Source organism: Collinsella sp. AF37-9 (assembly GCF_003475115.1).
Taxonomy (GTDB): Bacteria; Actinomycetota; Coriobacteriia; order Coriobacteriales; family Coriobacteriaceae; genus Collinsella.
On sequence record NZ_QROQ01000006.1, the window covers coordinates 65,870 to 89,323 of the forward strand.

20 protein-coding genes and 1 tRNA gene are annotated in these 23,454 nt (G+C 61.7%); 4 read left to right on the forward strand and 17 right to left on the reverse strand.

Annotated features, from left to right (window positions below):
* Window positions 1-85: 85 nt before the first annotated feature.
* From nadD to DW024_RS03410, 17 genes are all read right to left on the reverse strand, one after another.
* Window positions 86-763, reverse strand: a complete 678-nt coding sequence (gene nadD / locus DW024_RS03330) for a nicotinate-nucleotide adenylyltransferase (protein ID WP_117637231.1) — start codon at window positions 761-763, stop codon at window positions 86-88.
* A 3-nt stretch (window positions 764-766) separates the two neighbouring features.
* A complete protein-coding gene (gene obgE, locus DW024_RS03335; RefSeq protein WP_199410562.1) occupies window positions 767-2,233 on the reverse strand; it encodes a GTPase ObgE in 1,467 nt (488 codons plus the stop codon).
* Between the two features lie 84 nt (window positions 2,234-2,317).
* The gene (gene rpmA / locus DW024_RS03340; RefSeq protein ID WP_006236075.1) at window positions 2,318-2,575 is read right to left on the reverse strand and encodes a 50S ribosomal protein L27; all 258 of its coding nucleotides are present in this window, start codon (window positions 2,573-2,575) and stop codon (window positions 2,318-2,320) included.
* A 33-nt stretch (window positions 2,576-2,608) separates the two neighbouring features.
* A complete protein-coding gene (gene rplU, locus DW024_RS03345) occupies window positions 2,609-2,983 on the reverse strand; it encodes a 50S ribosomal protein L21 (RefSeq protein WP_035138585.1) in 375 nt (124 codons plus the stop codon).
* A gap of 67 nt (window positions 2,984-3,050) precedes the next feature.
* On the reverse strand, window positions 3,051-3,863 hold the full coding sequence (locus DW024_RS03350; protein WP_117757141.1) for a TIGR03936 family radical SAM-associated protein: 813 nt from the start codon (window positions 3,861-3,863) through the stop codon (window positions 3,051-3,053).
* Window positions 3,860-5,737 carry a TIGR03960 family B12-binding radical SAM protein gene (locus DW024_RS03355; protein ID WP_118376970.1) on the reverse strand — a complete coding sequence of 626 codons (1,878 nt, stop codon included), beginning with the start codon at window positions 5,735-5,737 and terminating at the stop codon, window positions 3,860-3,862. The genes DW024_RS03350 and DW024_RS03355 overlap by 4 nt, the downstream gene beginning before the upstream one ends.
* A gap of 10 nt (window positions 5,738-5,747) precedes the next feature.
* Entirely contained in the window at window positions 5,748-6,677 is a 930-nt protein-coding gene (locus tag DW024_RS03360) for a YcjF family protein (RefSeq protein ID WP_117876970.1), read from the reverse strand.
* Window positions 6,678-6,695: 18 nt separating this feature from the next.
* Entirely contained in the window at window positions 6,696-7,922 is a 1,227-nt protein-coding gene (locus DW024_RS03365) for an FtsW/RodA/SpoVE family cell cycle protein (RefSeq protein WP_118376971.1), read from the reverse strand.
* 9 nt (window positions 7,923-7,931) lie between these two features.
* Complete coding sequence (gene mrdA, locus DW024_RS03370) at window positions 7,932-10,001, reverse strand: penicillin-binding protein 2 (RefSeq protein WP_117861951.1); 2,070 nt, start codon at window positions 9,999-10,001, stop codon at window positions 7,932-7,934.
* Between the two features lie 13 nt (window positions 10,002-10,014).
* The gene (locus tag DW024_RS03375) at window positions 10,015-10,581 is read right to left on the reverse strand and encodes a hypothetical protein (RefSeq protein ID WP_117635284.1); all 567 of its coding nucleotides are present in this window, start codon (window positions 10,579-10,581) and stop codon (window positions 10,015-10,017) included.
* 11 nt (window positions 10,582-10,592) lie between these two features.
* On the reverse strand, window positions 10,593-11,534 hold the full coding sequence (gene mreC, locus DW024_RS03380; protein ID WP_117635285.1) for a rod shape-determining protein MreC: 942 nt from the start codon (window positions 11,532-11,534) through the stop codon (window positions 10,593-10,595).
* Between the two features lie 78 nt (window positions 11,535-11,612).
* Window positions 11,613-12,644: a rod shape-determining protein gene (locus tag DW024_RS03385; protein WP_006236061.1), complete on the reverse strand. Its 1,032-nt coding sequence runs from the start codon at window positions 12,642-12,644 to the stop codon at window positions 11,613-11,615.
* A 127-nt stretch (window positions 12,645-12,771) separates the two neighbouring features.
* On the reverse strand, window positions 12,772-14,076 hold the full coding sequence (locus tag DW024_RS03390) for a tetratricopeptide repeat protein (protein ID WP_233541322.1): 1,305 nt from the start codon (window positions 14,074-14,076) through the stop codon (window positions 12,772-12,774).
* An 11-nt stretch (window positions 14,077-14,087) separates the two neighbouring features.
* The gene (locus DW024_RS03395; RefSeq protein WP_055249980.1) at window positions 14,088-14,630 is read right to left on the reverse strand and encodes a peptidylprolyl isomerase; all 543 of its coding nucleotides are present in this window, start codon (window positions 14,628-14,630) and stop codon (window positions 14,088-14,090) included.
* Window positions 14,631-14,737: 107 nt separating this feature from the next.
* Window positions 14,738-15,880, reverse strand: coding sequence for a zinc ribbon domain-containing protein (locus DW024_RS03400; protein WP_158564348.1), 1,143 nt, complete (start codon window positions 15,878-15,880; stop codon window positions 14,738-14,740).
* 103 nt (window positions 15,881-15,983) lie between these two features.
* The gene (locus DW024_RS03405; RefSeq protein WP_118376973.1) at window positions 15,984-18,701 is read right to left on the reverse strand and encodes an HAD-IC family P-type ATPase; all 2,718 of its coding nucleotides are present in this window, start codon (window positions 18,699-18,701) and stop codon (window positions 15,984-15,986) included.
* A gap of 76 nt (window positions 18,702-18,777) precedes the next feature.
* A tRNA-Arg gene (locus tag DW024_RS03410) sits at window positions 18,778-18,854 on the reverse strand.
* A gap of 203 nt (window positions 18,855-19,057) precedes the next feature.
* On the opposite strand from DW024_RS03410, the gene aroF reads away from it, so the two are divergent.
* The 4 genes from aroF to aroA are packed head-to-tail and all read left to right on the forward strand — an operon-like array spanning window position 19,058 to window position 23,454.
* Window positions 19,058-20,080: a 3-deoxy-7-phosphoheptulonate synthase gene (gene aroF / locus DW024_RS03415; RefSeq protein WP_117840306.1), complete on the forward strand. Its 1,023-nt coding sequence runs from the start codon at window positions 19,058-19,060 to the stop codon at window positions 20,078-20,080.
* A 3-nt stretch (window positions 20,081-20,083) separates the two neighbouring features.
* Window positions 20,084-20,998 carry a prephenate dehydrogenase/arogenate dehydrogenase family protein gene (locus DW024_RS03420; RefSeq protein WP_117564237.1) on the forward strand — a complete coding sequence of 305 codons (915 nt, stop codon included), beginning with the start codon at window positions 20,084-20,086 and terminating at the stop codon, window positions 20,996-20,998.
* Between the two features lie 36 nt (window positions 20,999-21,034).
* Window positions 21,035-22,141, forward strand: a complete 1,107-nt coding sequence (gene aroB, locus DW024_RS03425; RefSeq protein ID WP_118376974.1) for a 3-dehydroquinate synthase — start codon at window positions 21,035-21,037, stop codon at window positions 22,139-22,141.
* Entirely contained in the window at window positions 22,135-23,454 is a 1,320-nt protein-coding gene (gene aroA / locus DW024_RS03430) for a 3-phosphoshikimate 1-carboxyvinyltransferase (RefSeq protein ID WP_118376975.1), read from the forward strand. The genes aroB and aroA overlap by 7 nt, the downstream gene beginning before the upstream one ends.

The following is a 23,454-nucleotide window of genomic DNA, read 5'->3' on the forward strand; positions in this document are numbered from 1 at the left end:
CGAACATCGAGCAGCTCTTGAATGCGCTTGAGCAGCGCGCGCTCATCGCCCTCAAACTGATCCTCTACCGACAACGTAGCCCCCATCACTCAAAATCTTCTTGGCCCAAATCGGCATATAGCCTGCGCTTGCGAATGTAGCCGAGCACGGACTCGCTCGTAAGATAGCGCACGCTCATGCCGCGGGCAACTCGCTTACGAATGTTCGTCGAGCTGATCGCCAGCGCCGGAATCTGAATATAGCGCACGTCGAACGGCAGCCCCGACTCTTTGATTCGGGCACGCGCCGTATCGATATCAAAGCCCGGTCGCGTCGCCGCAATAAAGGTAGCAAGCTCAGCGATTCGTTCGGCATCATGCCAGGTCACAATATCGATAATCGCATCGGCGCCCGTAATAAAGTAGAGCTTTACCTGCGGCGGGTAAAAATCGCGAAGGGCATGAAGCGTATCGGCCGTATAGGTTACACCCGGACGGTCAATCTCGAACCGGCTCGCCAAAAAGGCCGGGTTCGCGGCGGTGGCGAGGACCGTCATGGCATAACGGTCCTCGGCAGGCGTAACCGGCTTGTCAAGCTTAAAGGCGGGAGAGCCCGCCGGCATAAAGAGCACAGCGTCCAAGTCGAGCGACTCGCGCGCCTGCTCGGCAGTCACCAGGTGCCCGTAATGAATCGGGTCGAATGTGCCGCCCATAATGCCAAGCCGAAACTCCTTGCCCTCTTTTATGGGCAGCTCGGGCAAACCGATTCCACCGCGCAGCGACATGGCTTACTCGCCCTCCGAGGTCTCGGCATCGTCCGCGGCATCCGCCGCATCGACAACCTCGACGCCCTCATCCGCAGCATCGGCCACGTCAATGGCCTCAACGGCAACGTCCTCGCCAGCGTCCTCGAGCTCCTCGTACTCCGAGAAGTCCTCAGCGCCCTCAAAGTCAAAGGCACGCTGGCAAATGCGGACCTCGTCGCCCGCACGGCAACCGGCCTTCTCGAGCGCGTCGTCAACACCCATACGTGCAAACTTATGCTGCAGGTAAATGACGGCTTCCTCGTTTTCCCAGTCGGTCTGGATGACCATGCGCTCGATGGCACGACCAACCACACGGAAGGCACCGGGCTCCTCCTGGACAATGCGGAACCGCTTCTCGCGCTGCAGACGGCGGCGCTCCCACTCCTCGTCGCGAAGATCGACCGGCTCATCGGAAACCGCCAGCTCGGCGCGAAGCTTAGCCACCTGCTCGCCCACGGCAAGCATCAGCGTATTGAGCCCGGCGCCCGTCACGGCGGACACGGCAAAGAACATATGTCCATCGTCGAGCGCGGCGCGCTTGAGGTCGGCAATCTTGTCGGCCGTGCCCGGCGCATCGCACTTGTTGGCGACAACGATTTGCGGGCGCTCCGAGAGCTCTGCGCCATACTGCTCGAGCTCACGGTTGATGATGCGGTAATCCTCAACCGGGTCGCGATCCTCAAAACCGCCCGTCATGTCGACGACATGCATGATCAGGGCCGTACGCTCAATGTGGCGCAGGAACTGGTGGCCTAGGCCCTTGCCCTCGCTCGCGCCCTCGATCAAACCAGGAACGTCGGCAACGACGTAAGAATACTCACCGGCACGCACCATGCCGAGGTTCGGCACGAGCGTTGTAAACGGATAGTCGGCGATCTTGGGACGGGCGGCACTCATGCGCGCGATAAGCGAGGACTTGCCCACCGAGGGGAAGCCCACGAGTGCGGCATCGGCCATAAGCTTCATCTCAAGCTCAATCCAGTGCTCCTCGGCCGGTTCGCCCAGCTGAGCGAACGCGGGCGCGCGGCGCACCGACGTCACAAAGTGCGTGTTGCCCAGGCCACCGGCACCGCCGGGCGCCACGACAACGCGCTCGCCATCGTGCACCAGGTCAGCAATCTCGAACATCGGGGTCTGCGTCTCGGGGTCGAGCTCGCGCACCACGGTGCCCATGGGAACCTTCAGGATCAGGTCCTCGCCGCTCTTGCCGTTACGACGGGCACCCTGCCCGTGCGTGCCGCGTTCGGCGCGGAAGTGATGCTTAAAGCGGTAATCGATCAGCGAAGACAGCTGAGCATCAGCCTGGATGACGACATTGCCGCCACGACCGCCGTCGCCGCCATCGGGGCCACCCTTGGGGACAAATGCCTCGCGCCTAAACGACATGCATCCGGCTCCGCCGTCGCCGCCGCACACGTTAATGCGGCTGATATCGGTGAACTGTGACAACAGAATCGCCTCCTACAAAAAGAGGGAGACCCTTGAATCCTAAAACTCAAGTGCCTCCCACATATGTGCTCTATGAAGGGTGAATTACGCGTTCGCGAGCGGGCGTACGCTGACCCTGTGCTTGATACCCTTGTGGAACTCAACGGTACCGTCGACCAGCGCGAACAGCGTATCGTCCTTGCCACGGCCAACGTTCTCACCCGGGTGGATGTGAGTGCCGTGCTGACGGACGAGAATCGTGCCCGTGGTTACCGTCTGGCCGGCATAGCGCTTCGTGCCAAGGCGCTGACCGCGGGAGTCACGGCCATTACGGGAGGAACCGAGTCCTTTTTTGTGTGCCATTGTGTATACCTACTCTTTCGTTACGAGTGTAATCTACTCGGCGACGGGAGCCTCGGCAACAGCCTCGGCCTCTGCCTTGACAGCCTTCTTGGCGCGGGACGTAGCCTGGACCTTCACGATCTTCAGCTTGGTGAGCTGCTGACGGTGACCCTTCAGACGACGATAGCGCTTGCGCTTGTGGAACTTGAAGACCAGCTGCTTCTCGCCCTTGAACTGCTCAACGATCTGAGCGGTAACCTTGGCCTTGGCCAGCTTGTCGGGATCGGTGACGATCTTCTTACCATCGTTGAGGAAGATGACCGGCAGGGTGACCTTGTCGCCCTCATTGCCCTCGATCTTCTCGACGGTGATGACATCGTCGGTGGCGACCTTGTACTGCTTGCCGCCCGTGTTAACGATTGCGTACATGTTTACTTGCCCTTCATGCATCAGTTAGTGCAACAGTCGAATATAGTAGCAGGCGAAAATACCCCCGTCAACGAGTATGTGGAGCAAATCCACAAGTTCGCACAGGTATGGGGCTGACGAGTCGGCCCTCGTCGTCCTCGCATGCTTGATTCTGACGCTCGACATCGTAGGAGCAGATGGTCACGAGGTCTTGCATACCGGTGGAAACAATAGGTGCATCCACGCCCGGGGTCAAGCCCTGCAACAAAACATCAGCAGCAGAAAGCAAAATTTCCGGACGCATGGAGCCCTCGTTGTCGGCATGGGTGTCGAGCATGAGCACCAAATGGTCCGGGCGCTCCCCCGCCGTGAGCTCATAGCCCACGAGCGTGTGATCCAAATCCAAGCGCTTGCTCTTTTTGCCGCGCGCGTAGTCGATGCCATGGTCCGCGCGCAGCGTGTCGATCGCACGACGCACCTCGTCGGCGCTTACGGGCGCCTCGGGATCCAAGTGCAGGTCGATGCGATACGACAGACGCGTGAGTTGCGCCGTCAACGCCGGCGTGCGCACGTCGATATACGCCGCCTCGATGGGCGCCAGATCGGCCGGAGACGCCGCAGCCAGGCGCCCAAACGCCTCGTCGAGCGCCACGAACTCGGTCATAAACAGGTCATACCACTCGCAGATCGACGACGTACCCACCGGTAGCGCCGAAGAGAAGCCCACTCGCATGTGCGGAGAGAAGCCCTGCGTGACGGCATAGGGAAGTCCCGCACGGCGCACGATGCGCTCAATGGTATGGATTACTTCGAGATGGCCCAGGTACTTAAGGCGATCGCGCTTGCCATAGCGAACACGAAGTCTAAAGAGCGTGGGGTTGTCGGTCAGGCGCTCACTCATGCGCGATCACCCATCAATACATTCTTGGCGTGGAGCGTGGGGCAGATTCCGCAGCCGGTGCACGACGTGCGAGTGCAGTCGGGAGTCGTGACACCCTCGAGCGAGCGACGGTACTCGCGCTCGAGGAAGCCGCGCGTGCAGCCGGGGCTCACATGCTCCCACGGCAGACGCCAGTCCAACTCGTAGGGCAGGTGCACAAGCTCATTGAGGTCGATGCCGTTTTTGGCAGCAGCCTCCTTCCAGTTATCGAGCGAGAAATGCTCTACCCAGGCGTCAAAGCGAGACCCCGAGCGCCAAGCATCGATGATGACGGGCGTCATGTCACGACCGGCGCGGGAGAGCGCGGCCTCGATGAGCGAGGTCTCGGCATCGTGGTAATGCACGCGGACGGCACGGTTGCGAACGCTCGTGATAAGCAGCTTCTGGCGACGCTTGACGTCGTCGTAGTCGAGCTGCGGGCACCACTGGAACGGCGTGGCAGCCTTGGGGATAAACACCGAAACCGAGATGGACACCGAGATCGAGCCGCGACGAGCCTTGGGCACCACAGAACGACCGAGCTCCAGCACGTGATCGGCCAGATTGGCGATGGCCACGATGTCCTCGTCGCGCTCGCCGGGAAGGCCCATCATAAAGTAGAGCTTCATGCGGTTCCAGCCGGCCTCGAAGGCCGCCTTGGCCGCACGGTCCAGGTCCTCCTCGGTCACGTTCTTGTTAATGATGTCGCGCATGCGCTGGCTGCCGGCCTCGGGCGCGAACGTCAGGCCGCCCTTCTTTTCGCCGGCGACCGACTCGGCCATATCCAGGCCAAACGAATCCAAGCGCTGCGACGGAATAGACACGCGAATACCCGTATCCTCCAGGCGACGGTTGAGCCTGCCGAGCACGTCACGAATGCAGGAGTGGTCGGTCGTGGAGAGCGAGGTCAGCGACACCTCGTCATAGCCGGTCTTTTCCAGACCCTGAATCACCGACGAGACGATCTGGTCGGCCGAACGCTCGCGCACCGGGCGATACGTCATGCCGGCCTGGCAAAAACGACAGCCGCGAGCGCAGCCGCGCAGAATCTCGATAGACAGGCGGTCGTGAACCAGCTGCGCATAGGGCACGCACGACTGCGACAGCGGATTCGTGGCGCCGAAATCCTCGACGACGCGCTTGTAGACCACGGCCGGAGCATCCTTGCCCTCGCGCGGCACGGTGTAGCCATGCGGCGAGCAGAGCTCGTCGTGACGAATCTCATAGAGCGACGGCACGTAGTTGCCGGCAATGGATGCAAGCTGCTCAACAATCTGCGCGCGCGGGACTCCTTCGTCGCGCAGGCGCCGATGCAGCTGGCAGGTCTCGAGCAGCGATTCCTCGCCCTCGCCGATGAGGATGGCATCGAAGAAGGCCGCGTACGGCTCGGGGTTGTACACCGAGGGGCCGCCGGCGATGATGATGGGGTCGTCTTCACCTCGGTCGGCCGCTAACAGCGGAATGCCAGCGAGATCGAGTGCCTCGAGGAAGTTCGTCACCGCCATCTCGTGCGGCACATGCAGACCGACGATATCAAACGAAGCAACGGGGGCAGCACCTTCGAGCGACAGCAGCGGAATGCCCGCCTCGCGCATGGCGTCACCCATATCGGGCCACGGCACATAGCCACGCTCGCAGGAGATGCCCTCGGCCTGGTTAAGGATGTTGTAGAGGATGGCGATGCCCTGGTTGGGCAAACCAACCTCGTACACATCCGGGTAGATCAGGCAGCAACGGTAGTCGGCATCGGCCTTGGAAAGCGTGCCCCACTCGTGATCGATATAGCGGCTCGGCTTTTCGACCTTGGCGAGCAGCGGCTCAATTAAATGAAAGCAGTCTTGATACGGAACGCGCAACAGAAAACCCCTAAGCAGCGAGATCGGATGCGTCTTGGTAGGACGCCATAGGACGGGTAGCGCCCGCGACCGTGGTCACCAGATCGCGAACGCGGGAGAACGTGGCAGTGACCACCTCGTTGGCACGGCTGTAGTCGACATCGCGCTCGTAGAGCGAAACAAGCGCACGGCCCATGCCATAGGTGCCCGCGGCAGCAGTGAGCGCCTTAACGGCAAACCCAATATGCGGCGTCTGCTTGACGAGCGCGCGGGTGACCGCGCGGATCACAAGACCGCCGGCAAGCACGCCCGCGACCTCGTAGCCGCGCTCAGGCTTAATGCCGCGTCCAAAGACGGCAGCGAGCTCAAAGAGCATGCCCACCTGCGCCAGCGCCATAACGGGATAATCGGCGCCCGGCAAAAACACCAGCGCACCGGTCGCCATATTGGTGAGCGCGCACGAGGTGATGATACGATTAGCTGCCGCGATGCGCATAAAGGCAAAGTTCGCCGCAAAAGCCGTTTCCTTGTCGGTGCGATCGAGAATCCAGCGGGCAAGCGTCTCGAGCAGATACGTCTTATCGGTTGCCGCCACCACGCCGAGCATGGGCGTGGACTCCTCGATAAACGGCACCTCCACAGCAGACTCGGCAAGCACGCACACGGGCGCGCCGGCGATCACGAGCTCCTGCACGGCACTCTCCAGGCGGTCGGAACCACACGAGAGCACCAGTACCACATCGGTATCGGTCTTTGGAGCAATTCGCTCCTCCCCCAGACGCTCGACGCGCACAATGCCCGAGGTCGCCTGCGGCACAAAGGCGTCACGCACCGTCTCAGCAAGAAAGCGCGAGGCGGACGAATCCAGATAGACCGAGACGCGCACCGGCGTATCGGAATCCTTCTTAACGGACGCGCCCATCTTAAAAGCGCGGGTCAGCTTATCTACGGGAATTTTCATAGCAAACCCCTCCAGCGGTTACGCGGCGCCCGAACGATGCCGCCATATGGATTGTACGATACCCACCGTCAGCAGCTGAATCATCATCGAAGACGAACCGAAGCTAATAAACGGTAGCGGAATACCGGTAATCGGCATCATGCCGATGCACATGCCGATGTTTTCGAAGGTCTGGAACGCCCACATGCCAACGATGCCCACACACGATAGGCGCAAGAACAGCGACTCACACTTAAAGGCGACGCGAATCGTCGAAAAGATCAGCAGCACGTAGAGGCATAGGAGCAAAAAGGAACCGCAAAAGCCAAAGGTCTCGGACAGGAAGGCGAAGACGAAGTCGGTGTGGAACTCAGGCAGAAAGCCGCCGACCGACTGCGTCGCATGGCCCAAACCCTTACCAAAGAAGCCGCCCGAGCCAACGGCGATAAGCGACTGCTGCAGGTTGTAGGCATCGTCCGAATCGGCATTATCGGGGTCGATAAAGACCGTCAGACGGTTCATCTGATACTGCTTGATGAGCACATCGTGGCCGAGCAACGAATCAAAGACCGAATCGAGCGCCAGGACGAGGGCCACCAGGCCCACGAGCAGGGCCAGGGTCGACAGCACCCATTCGCGGCGTGCACCGCTCATACAAATGACGATGGCGCCCGAAACCAGCACGACCAGGCCCGAGCCCAGGTCGCCCATGGCAACGACGGCCAAAAACGGAATGGACAGCATGCCGCAGAGCTTGACGTAGTCGCGAGCGGTATCGATGCGACCGTTATACTGCGAGCCAAGCGTAGCAATAAAGAAGATGGTGATGAGCTTGGCAAGCTCAACCGGCTGGAATGTCAAGCCGATACCGGGAATCTTGATCCAGCCCGTCATGCCCAGACCGCCCGTATAGGACAGACCTGGAATCTTGGGCGAAAAGATCACGATCAGGTCGATGACGAGCAACGCCATCGAGAAATTGGAAATACCGCGCAGGTCGGTACGCCAGACCAGCACCGCCAGCACCGCCCCGATACCAATTCCCAGCAGATGGCGTGAGAACGAGGCATCGGCCTTAAACTGCGAAGCCGACCAGATAATGATGGCACCGTAGGCGACGAGCGCCACTGTAGCCACGAGCACACCGATATGCACCTTTTGGCGAAACGTGCCGCGCGAGGCCGAAAGCTGCTTGTTGACGCGGTCCAGGCTGCTGCGAGAGCCGGTCTTGGTTGAACGGAACAGATCCGCCGGAGAAAAATCCATCGCAACCTCCTATCGAACCGAAGAATCGCCCGAGGCCGAAGAGGTATCGGGCTCGTCATAAATCACGCCGAGCACGTCGCGCACGACATGCATCGCGGTATCTGAGCCACCGCCGCCCTGCTCCAGGACAGTAGCGATGACATACTTGGGATCATCGGCCGGCGCATAGGCGCAGAACCACGCGTATTCGTCCTCGCCGCTTTTCTCGCCCGTGCCCGACTTGCCGTATACCTGCGGCGTCAGGGTGCCAAAGTGAGCCGCCAGGGACGTCGATGCCGTGTAAATCACGTCGTGCATGCCGTTGCGAACAAGAGCCAAATCCGAATCGCTGTTGATCTTGGCCTCCAGGCGCTTCTTCTTGCCTTTGCCGTTGTACTTATAGGCATCGCCGTCGCCATCGCGCGACACGGCAGACAAAAACACGTGAGGCACGTACTGCTTACCGCCGTTGGCAAGGCCCATGTAGGCGCATGCCATCTGCAGAGGCGTCACCAAAATGTCGCCCTGGCCGATGGCAATGTTGGTCATATCGCCGGCATTCCACTTGCGGTCCTCGGCAGAGGCGTCGGTAAAGTACGACTCTTTCCACTCGGCATCGGGAATACGGCCCGCGCCCTCACTCGGCAAATCGATACCGCAGGTCTTGCCTAGGCCCCAGCGACGAAAGACCTCCTGCAGGCCCTCGGAATGTTGCTCGTCATAAAAGAACGCCTTGCCCATATCGTAGAAGACGGGGTCGCACGAGTTGGCAATACCCGACTGCAGCGTCATGGTGCCGTGTCCAGACGTCAGCCAGCAGCGCTTGCCCCAAGCCTTGCCCAAGCCCGTCCAATAGCCCGTGCAGTTGGTTGTCTGCGTTGAAGTGTAGGTTCCAAACTCAAGACCGGCCAGTGCCGAGAGCGGCTTGATGGTCGAGGCCGACATGTACTGTCCGCTAATGGCGCGGTTGAGCAGCGGGTGCGAACCCTTGTCATCATTGAGCTCGGTCCACACGTCATTTGAGACGCCGCCGATAAAGACGGACGGATCGAACTTGGGCTCGCTCGCCATGCCCAGGATCTCACCATTGTTGGGATCGAGGCACACCACAGCGCCGTTGCCGGCATTGCTGTAGCCGGTGGTCTTGGCAAGCTCGATGGCGCTCGCCAGCGCCGTCTCACAGGCCTGTTGGATCTTAAGGTCGAGCGTGAGCTTAATGTCGGAGCCGGCCTTGGCGGGCACGGCGCCGGCCTGACCGGTCACATTGCCCGAGGCATCGACCTTGACGGTCTGCTCGCCACGAATACCCTGCAGCAGGTTTTCGTAGTAGCTCTCAACACCCGCCTGGCCCACGATATCGCCCGACTGGTACGTAATCTTGCCAGCAGAAGCATCATCATCGCCAGAGGTTTTCTTATTCTGGGCCTCGAGCTGCTCGGAGGTAATGGTGCCGGTATAGCCCAAAATGTGACAGGCCGTCTCGCCGTACGGGTACTGGCGCTCGGTACGCTCGGCAATCTTGACGCCCGGGAACTCGCCTGCGTGCTCCTTGATATAGGCAACCGTGGAACGACGGACGTCCGTCGCGATGGTATGCAGGCTCTGGGCGCCCTCGGAATTGTCCTGAATATTGCGCAGAACCGCCACGTAGGGCATACCGAGCACGTTGGCAAGATGGCGAACCAGAACCTCATCCTCGGCAAGGTCGCGGTAGGCCACGACAGCAAGTGAGGGACGGTTCTGGACAAGTGCCACGCCATTGCGGTCGAGGATGCGGCCGCGCACAGCGGGTGTGGTAACGGTGCGCGTCTGATTGCTATTAGCCTGCTTTTCGTAATAGTCCGACGAGACCATCTGCATGCCCCACAGCTTGACGGCAAGCGCCGCGAACATCGCGCCCACACCCGTGGTGAGGATGGAGAAGCGGCCCTTAAAGGCGGTCGCCGCGGTATTGCCCTCGCCCTCGGTGGCGCGCGGGGCCGTTCCATGCTGCGTATCGTAGGTAAAACGGGAATCGCCGCGACGCATGATGACCAGCGCGACCACGATGGCCACAACCAGCACGATACCGGCGATAATAACCGTCATCTGGGAAGACATCTACGAGCCTCCCCTATTTGAGCTTACGGGTCTTGGGCTTAAAGCGCATGCCCGTCTGGCGTCCGCCACGTGCGGAGAATCCATAACCGGACTGCGGCACGACGCCGGACATCAAAAACGGAATGGCAACCAAACCCGTCAGGATCGAAGACGGCAGCGCATGGCCGAAGATCGCCACGACAAAGCTCGTCTCCAAACCCATAAACAGCAAGATGATGCTGTAGATCACATTAATGACGAGCGCGAAGGCACCCACAGTGATGCCGCGCGCACTCGGGGTACCGCCCGTCTGACCGGCGGCGCTATGCACCAGGGCAAAAGAACCCACGGTCAGCAGGAGCGACATAACGCCCACCGGCACGGCAGCGGAAAGGTCATAGAACAAGCCGCTGCAAAACCCGCACACGACGGCACGGGTCGGGTCGCCCGAGAACACGCTTATGCACACCAGGATAATCATAAAGTTGACGCGACCGCCCGCAATGGAGATCTGCGGTGCCAGGCCTGCCTGCAGCAGCACGCACACGATGGCGGCGATTACAAACGTACGGGAGCTCATCCCCTGCTCGTGTAGATCCATGGACATGCCCCCTATTCGCTCGAGCCGGAATCGGTCGTCTCGGACGTGTCGGAACCGTCATCCGAGCTCTCGTCCTTCGTCTTGGTCGCAGCATCGCGCGACGTTCCCTGCGGCGTGCTATTAGCGGTGCTCACGTCCTCATCCGAGGCCGACTGTTCGTCGGTCAGCGAGGTGATGACCAGCACTTCCTCGTTGTTCTCGGCCGTCGTCTGGGCGCGCACCACAATGGTGTAGTACACGTCGTTTGCCGATTTCTCAACCGACGAGACGGTGCCGAGCGGTAGACCCTTGGGGAACACACCGCCAATGCCCGAGGTCACGATGATGTCGCCAACCTTAACATCGGAGTCGACGCTCACGTACTCAAGACGCAGCGTGCCGTCAGCCTGACCCTGCAGCATGCCCTGGGCGCGCGTGTCCTGCACCATGGCGGACACGCCCGAGTTCTCGTCGCCAATCAGGCGCACGGTGGACGTCTTGGCCGAGACCTCGATAATCTGGCCTATGACACCGGCAGAACTCGTCACAGGCATGTTGATGGTAAGACCGTCGGCAGAACCCTTATCGATGGTGACGGTCGAGGTCCAGGCATCGCCCGAAGCGCCGACGATACGAGCTGCGGTTGATTTGAGGTTGTAGGTCGACTGCAGGCCGACCAGCCCCTCCAGTCGCTCGGCGGTCTTTTGAGCCTCGGAGAGCTCGGCAACCTTAGAGGTCAGTTCCTCGTTTTGCTTCTTAAGCTCGTCAAGCGTGTCCTGCGACGCCGTAAGGTTAGAGAACACGTTACCGATCGCATTGAAGGGAGCCGCCACAGCCGAGCCCACAAAGCGCACCGGCGAGGTAATCGTCGTCACGCCCGAGCGCACGGCATGAATCGGTCCTGCCTCGCCCTCGCGGATGTAAAACGTGAGCAGCAACACCGAAATCAGGCTGAAAACAATCAACGGGCGCATACCCGTTGATTGTCGCTTGGTATTCAGATTTGTGGAGAAACCCGAAGATCGTGCCAAATGGAATCCACCTTTTGGAAATTAAGCATTGGTCTGGACGAAGCCGCCATCAAACGCATTGGCCTCGAGCACGCGGGCACAGCCGTTAACAACGTTATCGAGCGCCGTGGGGCTGACGTTGACCGAAACGCCGGTCTCATCGCGCAGGCGCACATCGAGACCGCGCAGCAGCGCGCCGCCACCGGTCAGCAAAATGCCATAGTACATAAGGTCCGAGGCAAGATCGGGAGGCGTAGCGTCGAGTGCGTCCTTGACGGCCTTGGCCATCTCGTCGAGCGGCTTGTTGAGTGCGCGACGAATCTCCTCGCTCTCGATGCGCACGGTCTTGGGCAGACCGGTGATCACGTCGCGGCCGTTGACCTCGACGTCGAGCTCATCCTTGAGCGGCACGGCGGAGCCGACCTTGATCTTGATGTCCTCTGCCGTACGCTCGCCAATGGCCAGGTTGTAGGCATCGCGAACGTGCGTGAGGATGGCCTGGTCGAACTCGTCGCCGGCAATACGGATGGACTGCGAGACGACGATGCCGCCCATAGCGATAACGGCGACCTCGGTGGTACCGCCACCGATGTCGATGACCATGGAGCCGGTGGGCTCCTCGACGGGCAAGTCGGCGCCGATGGCGGCAGCCATAGGCTCTTCGATCAGATAGGCCTGGCGGGCACCGGCCTGGATCGTGGCCTCAAAGACAGCGCGCTTCTCGACCGACGTGACACCGGAGGGAACGCAGACGACAACACGCGGACGCGGAGTCCACGGATAGCGCTTCTCGGACGCCTTGTCGATAAAGTAGCGAAGCATGGCCTCGGTAACGTCGAAGTCGGCGATGACGCCGTCCTTCAGGGGACGAACGGCCACGATGTTGCCGGGCGTACGGCCGAGCATGCGCTTTGCCTCGATACCGACCGCCAGGATGCGCTCGTCATTCTTGTCGATGGCGACTACAGAGGGCTCGCGAATGACGATGCCCTTGCCGCGCACGGAGACAAGCGTATTGGCGGTGCCGAGGTCGATGGCAAGATCGCCCGCATAGCTACCGAAGAACATATCCATCAAAGAAAACAACGCAACTCCTGATGTGTTGGATGATTGCTGGAAAACTACTAGCTCATCATACTAGCGCAAGCCCGGCACCTCACTTGCGGTGAAGCGCCGGGCAAAGCTAAATCCCATAAGGTCACTACTGGTTGTCAGCAGCCGAGAAATCCATATCGAGCGAGGAAACGGCCCAGCCGATATGGTTGTCGGAGCGCACGAATTTGACGGTGTACTCCTGCTCGCCGCCCTTGGACAGCGATGCCTTCACCTTGGCGGTCGTCTCGGTCATGGACTGATCCATGCCCTCGACGGACACGGTGGCACCCTGCGGAATTGAGGAGATGATCATCGACTTGGCGTCCTCGGACAGGTTCGAGGCCAGGCAAGACTCGGCCTTTGCGGTGTCACCGTCGCCGGCAGCCTGGAACAGATCGGTAACGACAGACTCCTGAGACGGGAAGCCAAAGCCGCGCGTGTAGGCAAAGCCCAGACCGCCCGCGGCGATCAAAATGAGCAGAAGCAGCACGATGAAGACTTTGAGACCCGTGTGGCGATGGCGGCGACGAACCTTGGCCTGTTTACGATCCTGACGGTCCTGCTGGACCATCTCGGACTCGGACAGCGTAAAGAAGCCGGTGTCCGAGGGATCGGGCATAAACTGACCGGTCGCGCCCGTAGGATCGAGCGGATCGACGGCGGGAGCGTCCATCGCGGGCGCCGGAGCCGTGGCCATAGCCGTCTGGGCAGACAACGCGGCAAGCGAATCGTGCACGCGGGCAAGCTCGTCGGCCTGCTCGGAGGTGAGCTGATAGATGCCATCGGCAGTAGCGGCGTTAAAGGCGTCGAGTGCGTCGGAGGGACGGCCGGCGGCAGAAAGCGCCTGACCCATGCCGGCGTTGAGCGCACGCGTGTCATCGCGGGGGCCGGCAAAGTCGATAGCCGTGCGGTAGGTCTCCACGGCATCCGCGGGACGGCCGAGCTTAATGAAGCAACGACCGAGCTCGCCGAGTGCGGCGGCAGGAGCCGGATTGGCGCCGTCGATGGCAGCCTGACGGAAGGCGGTTCCCGCGTTGGCATAGTCGCCCGACTGGAACAGCGCATTGCCCAGGCCCAGATAGGCCTTAAACGGCGTGGCATAGGAAGCATCCTGCGTAGCGGCAGAGAACGCCTGGGCGGCCGTCGTGTAGTCACCCACGGCGGCGAGCGCCTTGCCGCGGTTGGTGAGCAGCGCGCCGCGCTTGCCGTAGGTGCCGTCGTTGAGGGCGGCGGCATAGGCCTCGGCGGCCTCGGCATACATGCCCAGGTGCATCAAGGCGTTGCCACGAAGGTGGTCGGCCTCGCCCATAATCTCATCGGGAGTCTTTGCCGCCCCAAGCATCTGGGCTGCAGCGGAAAAATCACCCGCGCGGTAAGCGGCGCGGCCCTGTTGGATCAGCTGGCTATTCAAGGAAGTCCCCTTTACTCGTGAACGATCTCGACATGGACGATCTCGTCGCCGGCACGCAGCTGCGAAATCACGTCGAGACCCTCGACCGTGGTACCAAAAACGGTGTAACCGGAATCGAGGTTATGCTGGGCACCCAGGCAGAAGTAGAACTGCGAACCCGCGGAATCGGGATCCATGGAACGCGCCATGGCAAGGGCGCCATCGACATGGCTGTTGCGCGGATTGGTGGCAAACTCGCCCTTGATGCAGTAGCCGGGGCCACCGGTACCGGGCATGCCGTCGGGGCCCTCAAGACCGGCAGCGACGTCGGCGCCGGACATGTCGCGGGTATTGGGGTCGCCGCCCTGGATAACAAAACCGGGCACATAGCGATGGAACTTAAGGCCATCATAGAAGCCCATCGTGGAAAGCTCGCAGAAGTTCGCGACATGAATGGGAGCGCCCTCGCCGTCAAACTTGACCTTGATGGTACCCTTCGACGTCTCGATTACGGCGCACTCGTCACCGACAAGCTGATACTCGGGCGTGTAGAGCTCTTTCTTAAAACCAAACATGTGGTTCCTTCCTCGTGCGTTTAAAGCATATTTGTACGAATTGTAGCAATAAGCACGGGCTTACATCAATTGCGCACGTAGGTTATGCCGACTATGGCGAACTAATTTTAGGAACGCTGCTGCGGCTTCCAGGAACCCACATTGGCGTCGTACTGGTTCAGCGCGCTGTTGCCACCCTGCGCGATGGGCGCCAGGATCTCGCTTTGGTGGGAACTCATCGACTCGCCATCGGGAATGGCCAGCGAGATATCCCAGCTCTGGCAGATCACGTCAACGCGCTCATACATCCACTCGGCAAGCTGCTTTAAGTGGGCGATGTCATCCGCATAGACCGTATCGTCCTGGTACTTAAGGTTGTTAAGCTCATCTTGCGTCTTTTTGATCTGGTCGCGCAGGGCGTAGGCACTCTGCGACAGCTCCTGACGGGTGGACAGCGGCGTTCGGAGATAGCCGTTGTTAAAGGAATCGATGACCTCGCCGATCTGGTCCTCGTCAGCGTAGGACACGATGGTCTGATACAGACCGTCGAGCCTGGTATAGAGCTGATCATCGGTGAGCACGGTTTCTTCCTGGACCACCTCCGCAGAATCGTCTTGCTTGGTATCGTCCTCAGTGGCCTCGCCCTTTTGGCGCGTGGGGAAGGTGGTCTGTGCAGCTTGGCCAAACTGGTCGTAGAAGCCGGGCATAACACCCATGGGATCGGTCGTCACGAACCAATAGGCACCGCCGCAAACGACGGCAAGGACCGCGATTACGATAAGCGGCTTGGGAATATGACGCTTGTGCTTGTGATAGGCGTCCTCGTCGGGGTGCACCTTGCGCTTGGGTTTTTGAGCATCGTCATGCAGGGAAACGGGCATGGGAATATCGACCTTGGGGATACCGAAATCCTTATCGAAAGCTGGCAGCACGCAGGTCTCATTGGGGTCGGCGGCGTCCGAAAGCACCGCAGCGGCAGAGGCCGGCGCATGCGGCACCTCGGTATCGATCTGCTCTTGCGTTAGGCGCGGAAAGCCCGCCGTGCGGCCCGCTGCCAGGTCGGATGCGGCCGCGTCCTCGGAGAGGATACCCGGAGCGGGGCGTCCGCATTTGGGGCACGTGCGATCATGCGGAGAAAGACGGGCACCGCAGCCCTCACAGAACACGAACTCGGTGTGCTCCGGACCATCGCCCGGACCCACATAGGCGTTGCAGTAGGGGCAGAACGAGGCGCCGTCCTCGATAGTCTTAAGGCAATGCGGGCAGATCACGGCATCCTCTTTTCGAAGCAATTCAAACAATCGATGTTAGAGCATAACATCGCCACGGCCCCACAGGAGCAAGGCACCAATTCAACATCGCCAGGGCGCGTAGTTATTTCTTCTTTTTGCTTGGCATCGAGACTTTGATGCCTTGGGCGGACTTGGTCACGCGGGAGCGCTTGACTCCGGTACTCTTCTTTTTCTTGGGCTGGGCCTGGACCACGCCCTCGAGTGCGCGGGCCTCGGCCTCACGAACGGTGCGAGCTTCGCGGCGCTGCGCCATGTCGGCGGCGACGCGCTTGGCAAAACGCTCGGCCGTCGAACCCGTCGAGCTCACCTTGCCGCCACCGCGACCCAAGCGGACGCGCACACCGCGGCCAAAACCAGTTGCGGCATGACGACGACGCGGCTTGAGCGAATCCATCATCGTGGCGAGCTTAAAGAACACCGAGCAGGTGATGACCACGATGACAGCCAAGATAACCATCTGGCCCATCAACAGGTTGGCAATAGACAGCAGCTTCGGGAATCCGATAACGCCCGTCAGGATGCCGGCAACTACAAACACAAAGAGCGCCACACGTAAGGGCGTGAGGGGCTGCGAGATACGCCAGATCAGGCTGACACTCGCCGTGCACGACGTAAGTAGGCACATCGTAGACAGCGTGAGCTGGTTAAAGCCGAACACGCGCGCCACAAAGATATCGAGCGCCGCGGCCAAAATGACCGCAAGCGACGCCGGCAGTGCCCGCTTGAGCACGTTCGTCAGGAACGACCCCTTCACGCGAGCATTGTTGGGCTCCAGGCCCAACACAAAGCCCGGCGCGCCGATGCAGAAGAAGTTGATGAGCGTCATCTGAATCGGCTCGAAAGGGTACGGCGGCAGTGCGATGCACAGCGCCGCCAGGCCCATCGAGAACAGCGTCTTGGTCAAGAACAGCGAAGCCGAACGCTGCAGGTTGTTGATGGAGCGACGGCCCTCGGCCACCACGGCGGGCATCGAGGCAAAGTCGTTGTCGACGAGCACGATCTCGGCCACGTTGCGCGCGGCATCGGAGCCGGCCGCCATGGCCACGGAGCAGTCGGCCTCCTTGAGCGCCAGCACGTCGTTGACGCCGTCGCCCGTCATGGCCACGGTGTGCTCGCGGCGCTTGAGCGCCTGCACGAGCTCGCGCTTCTGCTGCGGGGTCACACGACCAAAGACATGGTAGCGGTCCACTGCGGCATCGAGCTTGGCCGGCGTATCGAGCGTCGTGGCGTCCACATAAGCGTCCGCCCCCGGCACGCCCACCACGCGCGCGATCGACGACACCGTACGCGGGTCGTCGCCACTGATCACGTTGAGGGTCACGCCCTGCTCGTTAAAGTAGCCGATGGTCTCGGCCGCCGAGGTACGGATCTCGTCGCGTATGGTCACAAAGCCCACGGGCTCGGCCTCGCCCACCATATCGCCATCGGGCGTAAAGCCGTCCACGCGCGCCACCACGAGCACGCGGCAGGTATCGGCAAGCTCGGCGACACGGTTCTCGACCTGCGAAAACGCACGCTCCGAAAGCACAAACTGCGCAGCGCCCATCACATAGGAGCCCTGCGCAAACGAAGCGCCACTCCACTTTTTGGAGGACGAGAACGGAATGACCGACAGCGGCTCAGACACCTCGACCGGGCGATCGGCGTAATAGTTGAGCAGCGCCTGGCAGGTCTCGTTGGCATCGGCCGAAGTCGCACGCGCCACGTTAGCCAGCGCAAAATCGAGCACCGTGGTATCGACGGGGACGGCGGCGTCGCTCTCCCCCGCACCCATACCCTCGACCGGCAGCGGATACGTGCCCTCGACCTCCATGCGACCCGACGTGATGGTGCCCGTCTTGTCCAGGCACAGCACGTCGACGCGCGCGAGCGTCTCGATGCAGTAGAGCTGCTGCGCCAGCACCTTGCGGCGGGCCAGGCGCACCGTGGCGATGGCGAGCACCGACGAGGTCAGCAGCACCAGGCCTTGCGGGATCATGCCCAGCAGGGCGCCCACCGTGGACAGCAGCGCCGACGAGGGCACGCGGCCGGCCAGCAGCTCGGAGAAGCACCACGAAAGCGCGCTATCGCCCGGGGTTCCCGCGGCATCCCACAGCTCGCTCACACTCGAGGAAAACAACGCCAAACCGAGCGGGATCATGATGATGCTCGCAAACCGCACGATGGCGTTAAGCGCGTTCATGATCTCGGAATTGACCTTTTTGACGTACTTGGCCTCGTTATTAATTTTGGCTACGTAGTTGTCGGCGCCGACATGGATCACGCGGGCGCGCAGCAGGCCCGAGTCGATAAAGCTGCCGCTCATGAGCTCGGAACCGGGCTGTTTCTTAATAAGATCGCTCTCGCCCGTCAGCAGGCTCTCATTCACGAGCGCCTCGCCCGAAACCACCACGGCGTCAGCGGGGATCTGGTCGCCGCGCCCCAAGCGGATGATGTCATCGAGCACGATCTGGTCCAGGTCGAGCTCCACCTCGGCGCCGTCGCGCACCGCGATGGCCTTCTTGGAGGTCAGCAGTGTGAGCTTATCGACCATCTTCTTGGAACGCATGGATTGAATGACGCCAATAGCAGTATTGAGGAACACCACGAACAGGAACGTCAGATTCTTAAACGAACCGGTCAAAATGACCAGGAACGCCAAGATCACGTTGATCAAATTGAACAGCGTGCAGAGGTTCTCGATGATGAGCTCTTTGACCGACTTGGTCTTGAGCTCCATGTTGCGGTTGATCTTACCGGCGGCGATGCGCTCCTCGACCTCGGCGGTCGAGAGTCCGCGCTCGATATCCGTTGCTGCCATACCACATCCCATCACGTCGCGTCGGTATAAGAAAAACCGCCCGGACCATGCGAGGTTCGGACGGCCTTACGTTCGATGGTGCCCCATGTTGGATTCGAACCAACGGCCTTCTGCTCCGGAGGCAGACGCTCTAATCCCCTGAGCTAATAGGGCGAACGGTTGGCATTATACCCAAGTGCGCCACGGGCTAACAAAATAATAGAAAAAGCTTTGCAATTACGTGGAAGACGCGCCGCGACGGCACGCTTTAGAACGCAAAAGTGAGCTTAATAGTATAAACTCACATGCACCATATAAAACGGCTCGCAATGCGGGCCGTTTTTGCAAGGGTTATCCATCGAGGTGAGAGGCACACCATGATTGCAATTTTAAAAGAGAGCGCCAGCGACGAGGCCGTCAGCCATATCGTCAGCTGGATTGAGAAAAAGGGCCTGAAGACCGATGTCTCGCGCGGCGAGAACGAGACGATCATCGGCCTGGTGGGCGATACGACCAAGATTGACCCGTTCCTGCTCGAGTCCATGGATGTCGTCGAGCGCGTGCAGCGCGTCTCCGAGCCGTTCAAGCGCGCCAACCGCAAGTTCCACCCCGAGGACTCCGTCATCGACTGCGGCCACGGCGTCAAGATCGGCGGCGATCAGTTCCAGGTCATCGCCGGCCCGTGCTCCGTCGAGGGCGAGAACCTCATCCGCATCGCCCGCCGCGTGAAGGCCGCCGGTGCCACGATGCTGCGCGGCGGTGCCTACAAGCCCCGCACTTCCCCGTACGCCTACCAGGGCATGGGCCCCGCCGGTCTGGACCTGCTGTGCGAGGCATCTGCCGAGCTCGACATGCCGATCGTCACTGAGATCATGGACCCGCGCGACGTGCAGGTCTTCCTGGACAAGAAGATCGACGTCATGCAGATCGGCGCCCGCAACGCCCAGAACTTCCCTCTGCTCAAAGAGGTCGGCAAGACCAAGACTCCGATCTTGCTTAAGCGCGGCATGTCCGGCACGATCGATGAGCTGCTCATGGCCGCCGAGTACATCATGAGCGAGGGCAACGACAACGTCATCCTGTGCGAGCGCGGCATCCGCACCTTCGAGACCCGCACCCGCAACACCTTCGACCTCAATGCCGTGCCGGTGCTGCACCACCTGTCGCACCTGCCCGTCGTCGCCGACCCCAGCCACGCCACCGGCTACACCCGCTACGTTGAGCCCATGGCGCTCGCCGCGACCGCCTGCGGTGCCAACGGCCTAGAGATCGAGGTCCACGACGAGCCCAGCCGCGCATGGTCCGACGGCGCTCAGGCCCTCACCCCCGATCAGTTCGACGACACTATGCGCCGCATCCGAGCCATTCGCGAGGTTGTCTGCCATGAGACCATGGAGTAGCCCATGGGTACAGTGAGAAACGCGCGCGTTAACCAGGGCGGCCCCAAGTGCGCCGGCATCGTCGGCCTGGGCCTCATCGGCGGCAGCTTTGCCCGCGGCTATGCGCAGGCGGGCGTCCGCGTGCTGGCCTGGGACCCCGATGACGATGTCATGACGGCCGCCAGCATGGGCACTGTCGCCGGAGAGCTTAACGACAAGACGCTCGGCGAATGCGACATCATCGTCCTTGCCTGCTATCCCGAGGCATGCATCGAGTGGCTCGAGGCGCACGCCCAGGCGCTCGCCGACGCCACCGACACCGAGGCCATCATGGGCCCCGTGGTGATCGACACGGTGGGCGTCAAGGGCATCGTGTGCGAGCGCGCCTTTGAGCTAGCCCGCGAGCACGGCTTTTACTTTGTGGGCGCGCACCCCATGGCGGGCACGCAGTACTCGGGCTATGCGCACTCCCGCGCCGACCTGTTCCAGGGCGCCCCGCTCGTGCTCGTACCGCCCGCGGTGGACGATGCGCTCAAACTGGAGCTTTTGGGCCAGGTGCGCGAGATGGTACGCCCCTTGGGCTTTGGCAAGTTCAGCGTGACCAGCGCCGCCGAGCACGACCGCGTCATCGCCTTTACGAGCCAGCTCGCGCACGTCGTCTCCAACGCCTATGTTAAGAGCCCGACCGCTCAGGTCCACCACGGCTTTTCGGCCGGCAGCTACCGCGATCTCACCCGCGTGGCGCACCTCAACCCGCAAATGTGGTCCGAGCTCATGATCGACGACGCCGACGCGCTCGCCTTTGAGATCGACCATCTGATCGAATCGCTTGGCGCCTACAGCCGCGCCCTTAAGGACCGCGACCAGCGCTATCTGGAGAATCTCCTTGCCGAGGGCGACCGCATTAAGCGCGCGCTCGACGACGAGGCCTCCCACTAGACCACCCATCACGCCAGGTCGAAAGGACCGAAGCTTATGGCGATTACTATCGATATCGACACCGCACGCCCCTACCAGGTGCATGTGGGCACGTTTTTGCTGGAGCAGGCAGGTCCGCTCGTCCGCACCACCGCCGGCGGCACCCGCGCCGTCATCGTGACGGACACCAACGTGGGCCCGCTCTATCAGATGCCCGTTAAGCAGAGCCTGGAGGCGTCAGGCTACGAGGTGAGCATCTGCACCTTCGAAGCCGGCGAGGCCCATAAGCGCGCCGAAACCTATGTTGCCATTTTGGAGTTTGTGGCCGAGCACGAGCTTTCGCGCTCCGACGTGATCGTGGCACTCGGCGGCGGTGTCGTGGGCGACGTGGCGGGCTTTGTGGCCGCCACCTACATGCGCGGCTGCAAGTTTGTGCAGATCCCGACGAGCCTGCTCGCCATGGTGGATTCGTCGGTGGGCGGCAAGACCGCCATCGACCTGGCTGCCGGCAAGAACTTGGCCGGCGCCTTTTGGCAGCCGAGCGTGGTTATCGCCGACGTGGGGTGCCTGGCCACCCTCACGCCCGAGCAGTTCGCCGACGGCTGCGGCGAGGTCGTCAAGCACGCCGTGATCGCCGACCCGGAGCTTTTCGCCGAGCTGGAGAAGACCCCGCTCACGCTGGAGCTGCTCAACCGCGATGTGGCCCGCGTAGCGCTCATCATCGCCCGCAATATCGACATCAAGCGCGCCGTGGTCGTCGCCGACGAGCGCGAAACCAACCAGCGCAAGCTCCTCAACTTTGGACACAGCGCCGGACACGCCGTCGAGGCCTGCGAGCACTTTGAGCTGGGACACGGCAACTGCGTGTCGATCGGCATGGGCATCATCACGCGAGCCGCGGCCCTGCACGGCGTTTGCGATGCCGAGCTGCCCGGTCGTATTGAGGAACTCTGCGCGCGCCACGGTCTCAAGACCCGCTGCGAGCTTTCGGCCGACGCCGTCTTTGCCGAGGCGCTCCATGATAAAAAGCGCACGGGCGACACCATCGACCTGGTAATTCCGCACGGTATTGGCCGCTGCAGCATCGACCGCACGCCGCTTTCCACCTTCCACGATTTAATTGCCGAGGGCCTCGGCCAGAAGGGAGACGCTTCCGCATGCTAGCCCGCATCACCCCGTCCCCGCTCAAGGGCACTGTTCCCGCCATCGCGTCCAAGTCGATGGCGCACCGCCTGATCATCTGCGCCGCACTCGCCAACGGCGAGACGCACGTCACCTGCAATACCACCTGCGCCGATATCGAGGCCACGGTGCGCTGCCTTACGGCGCTGGGTGCCCGCATCGAAACCGTCGAGGACGGCTTCCAGGTCCACCCCACCATGAAGAGTATTGAGTTTGGTCTGCTCAAGGCACTTGCCGGCGGCACGCTCGACTGCGGCGAGAGCGGCTCCACCCTCCGCTTTATGCTGCCCGTCGCTTGCGCGCTGGGCGCAGAGGCCACCTTTGTGGGCCAGGGCCGTCTGGGCGCACGCCCCCTCTCCCCGCTCTCGGACGAGATCATCGCTGCCGGCTGCGACCTGCAGGGTCTGGGCGGCTTTCCGCTCAAGACGAGCGGCCGCATGCGCCCGGGCACCTTTATGCTACCGGGCAATGTAAGCTCGCAGTATATCTCGGGCCTGCTGTTGGCGGCCCCGCTGCTGTCCCAGCCCTCCTGCGTGCAGGTAACCGGACTCATCGAGAGCCGCCCCTACATCAACCTGACGATCCAGGCCATGAAGGCCTTTGGCGTCGAGGTCAACGTCGAGCGCATCCCCGCCAAGAATGGCAAGCCAGAGGTCACAAACTTCCGCGTAAACAGCGGCTCGTACCGCACGCCCGGCAGCGTGGCCGTCGAGGGCGATTGGTCCAACGCCGCCTTTTGGCTGTGCGCCGGCGCCATCGGCTCCGACCCCATCACTGTCGAGGGCGTGTCGCTGAGCTCCGCACAGGGCGACCGTAACGTGCTTGCCGCGCTTTCGCGCTTTGGCGCCCGCATCGTGCGCTCCACCAACGCCGCCACTGTGCAGTCCGACAAGCTCGCCGGCTTCGAGATGAGCGCCCACGACATTCCCGACCTAGTGCCCGTTATCTCTGCCGTGGCATCGCTGGCGCAGGGCCGCACGTTCATCCGCGATTGCGCCCGTCTGCGCATCAAGGAATCCGACCGTCTGGTCACCACCACCCGCGAGCTCACCGCGCTGGGCACGCAGGTGCGCATTGCCGGCGATGACCTCATCATCAAGGGTGTCGATGCCTTCACCGGCGGCGAGGTCGATTCGCACAACGACCATCGCATCGCCATGATGGCCGCTATCGCCGCGAGCCGCGCCACCGGCGAGGTCGTGATCCACGGCGCCGAGGCCGTCAACAAGTCCTATCCCGATTTCTTCGACCACTACCGCCTGCTGGGCGGCAAGGTCACACTCGAGGAGGAATAA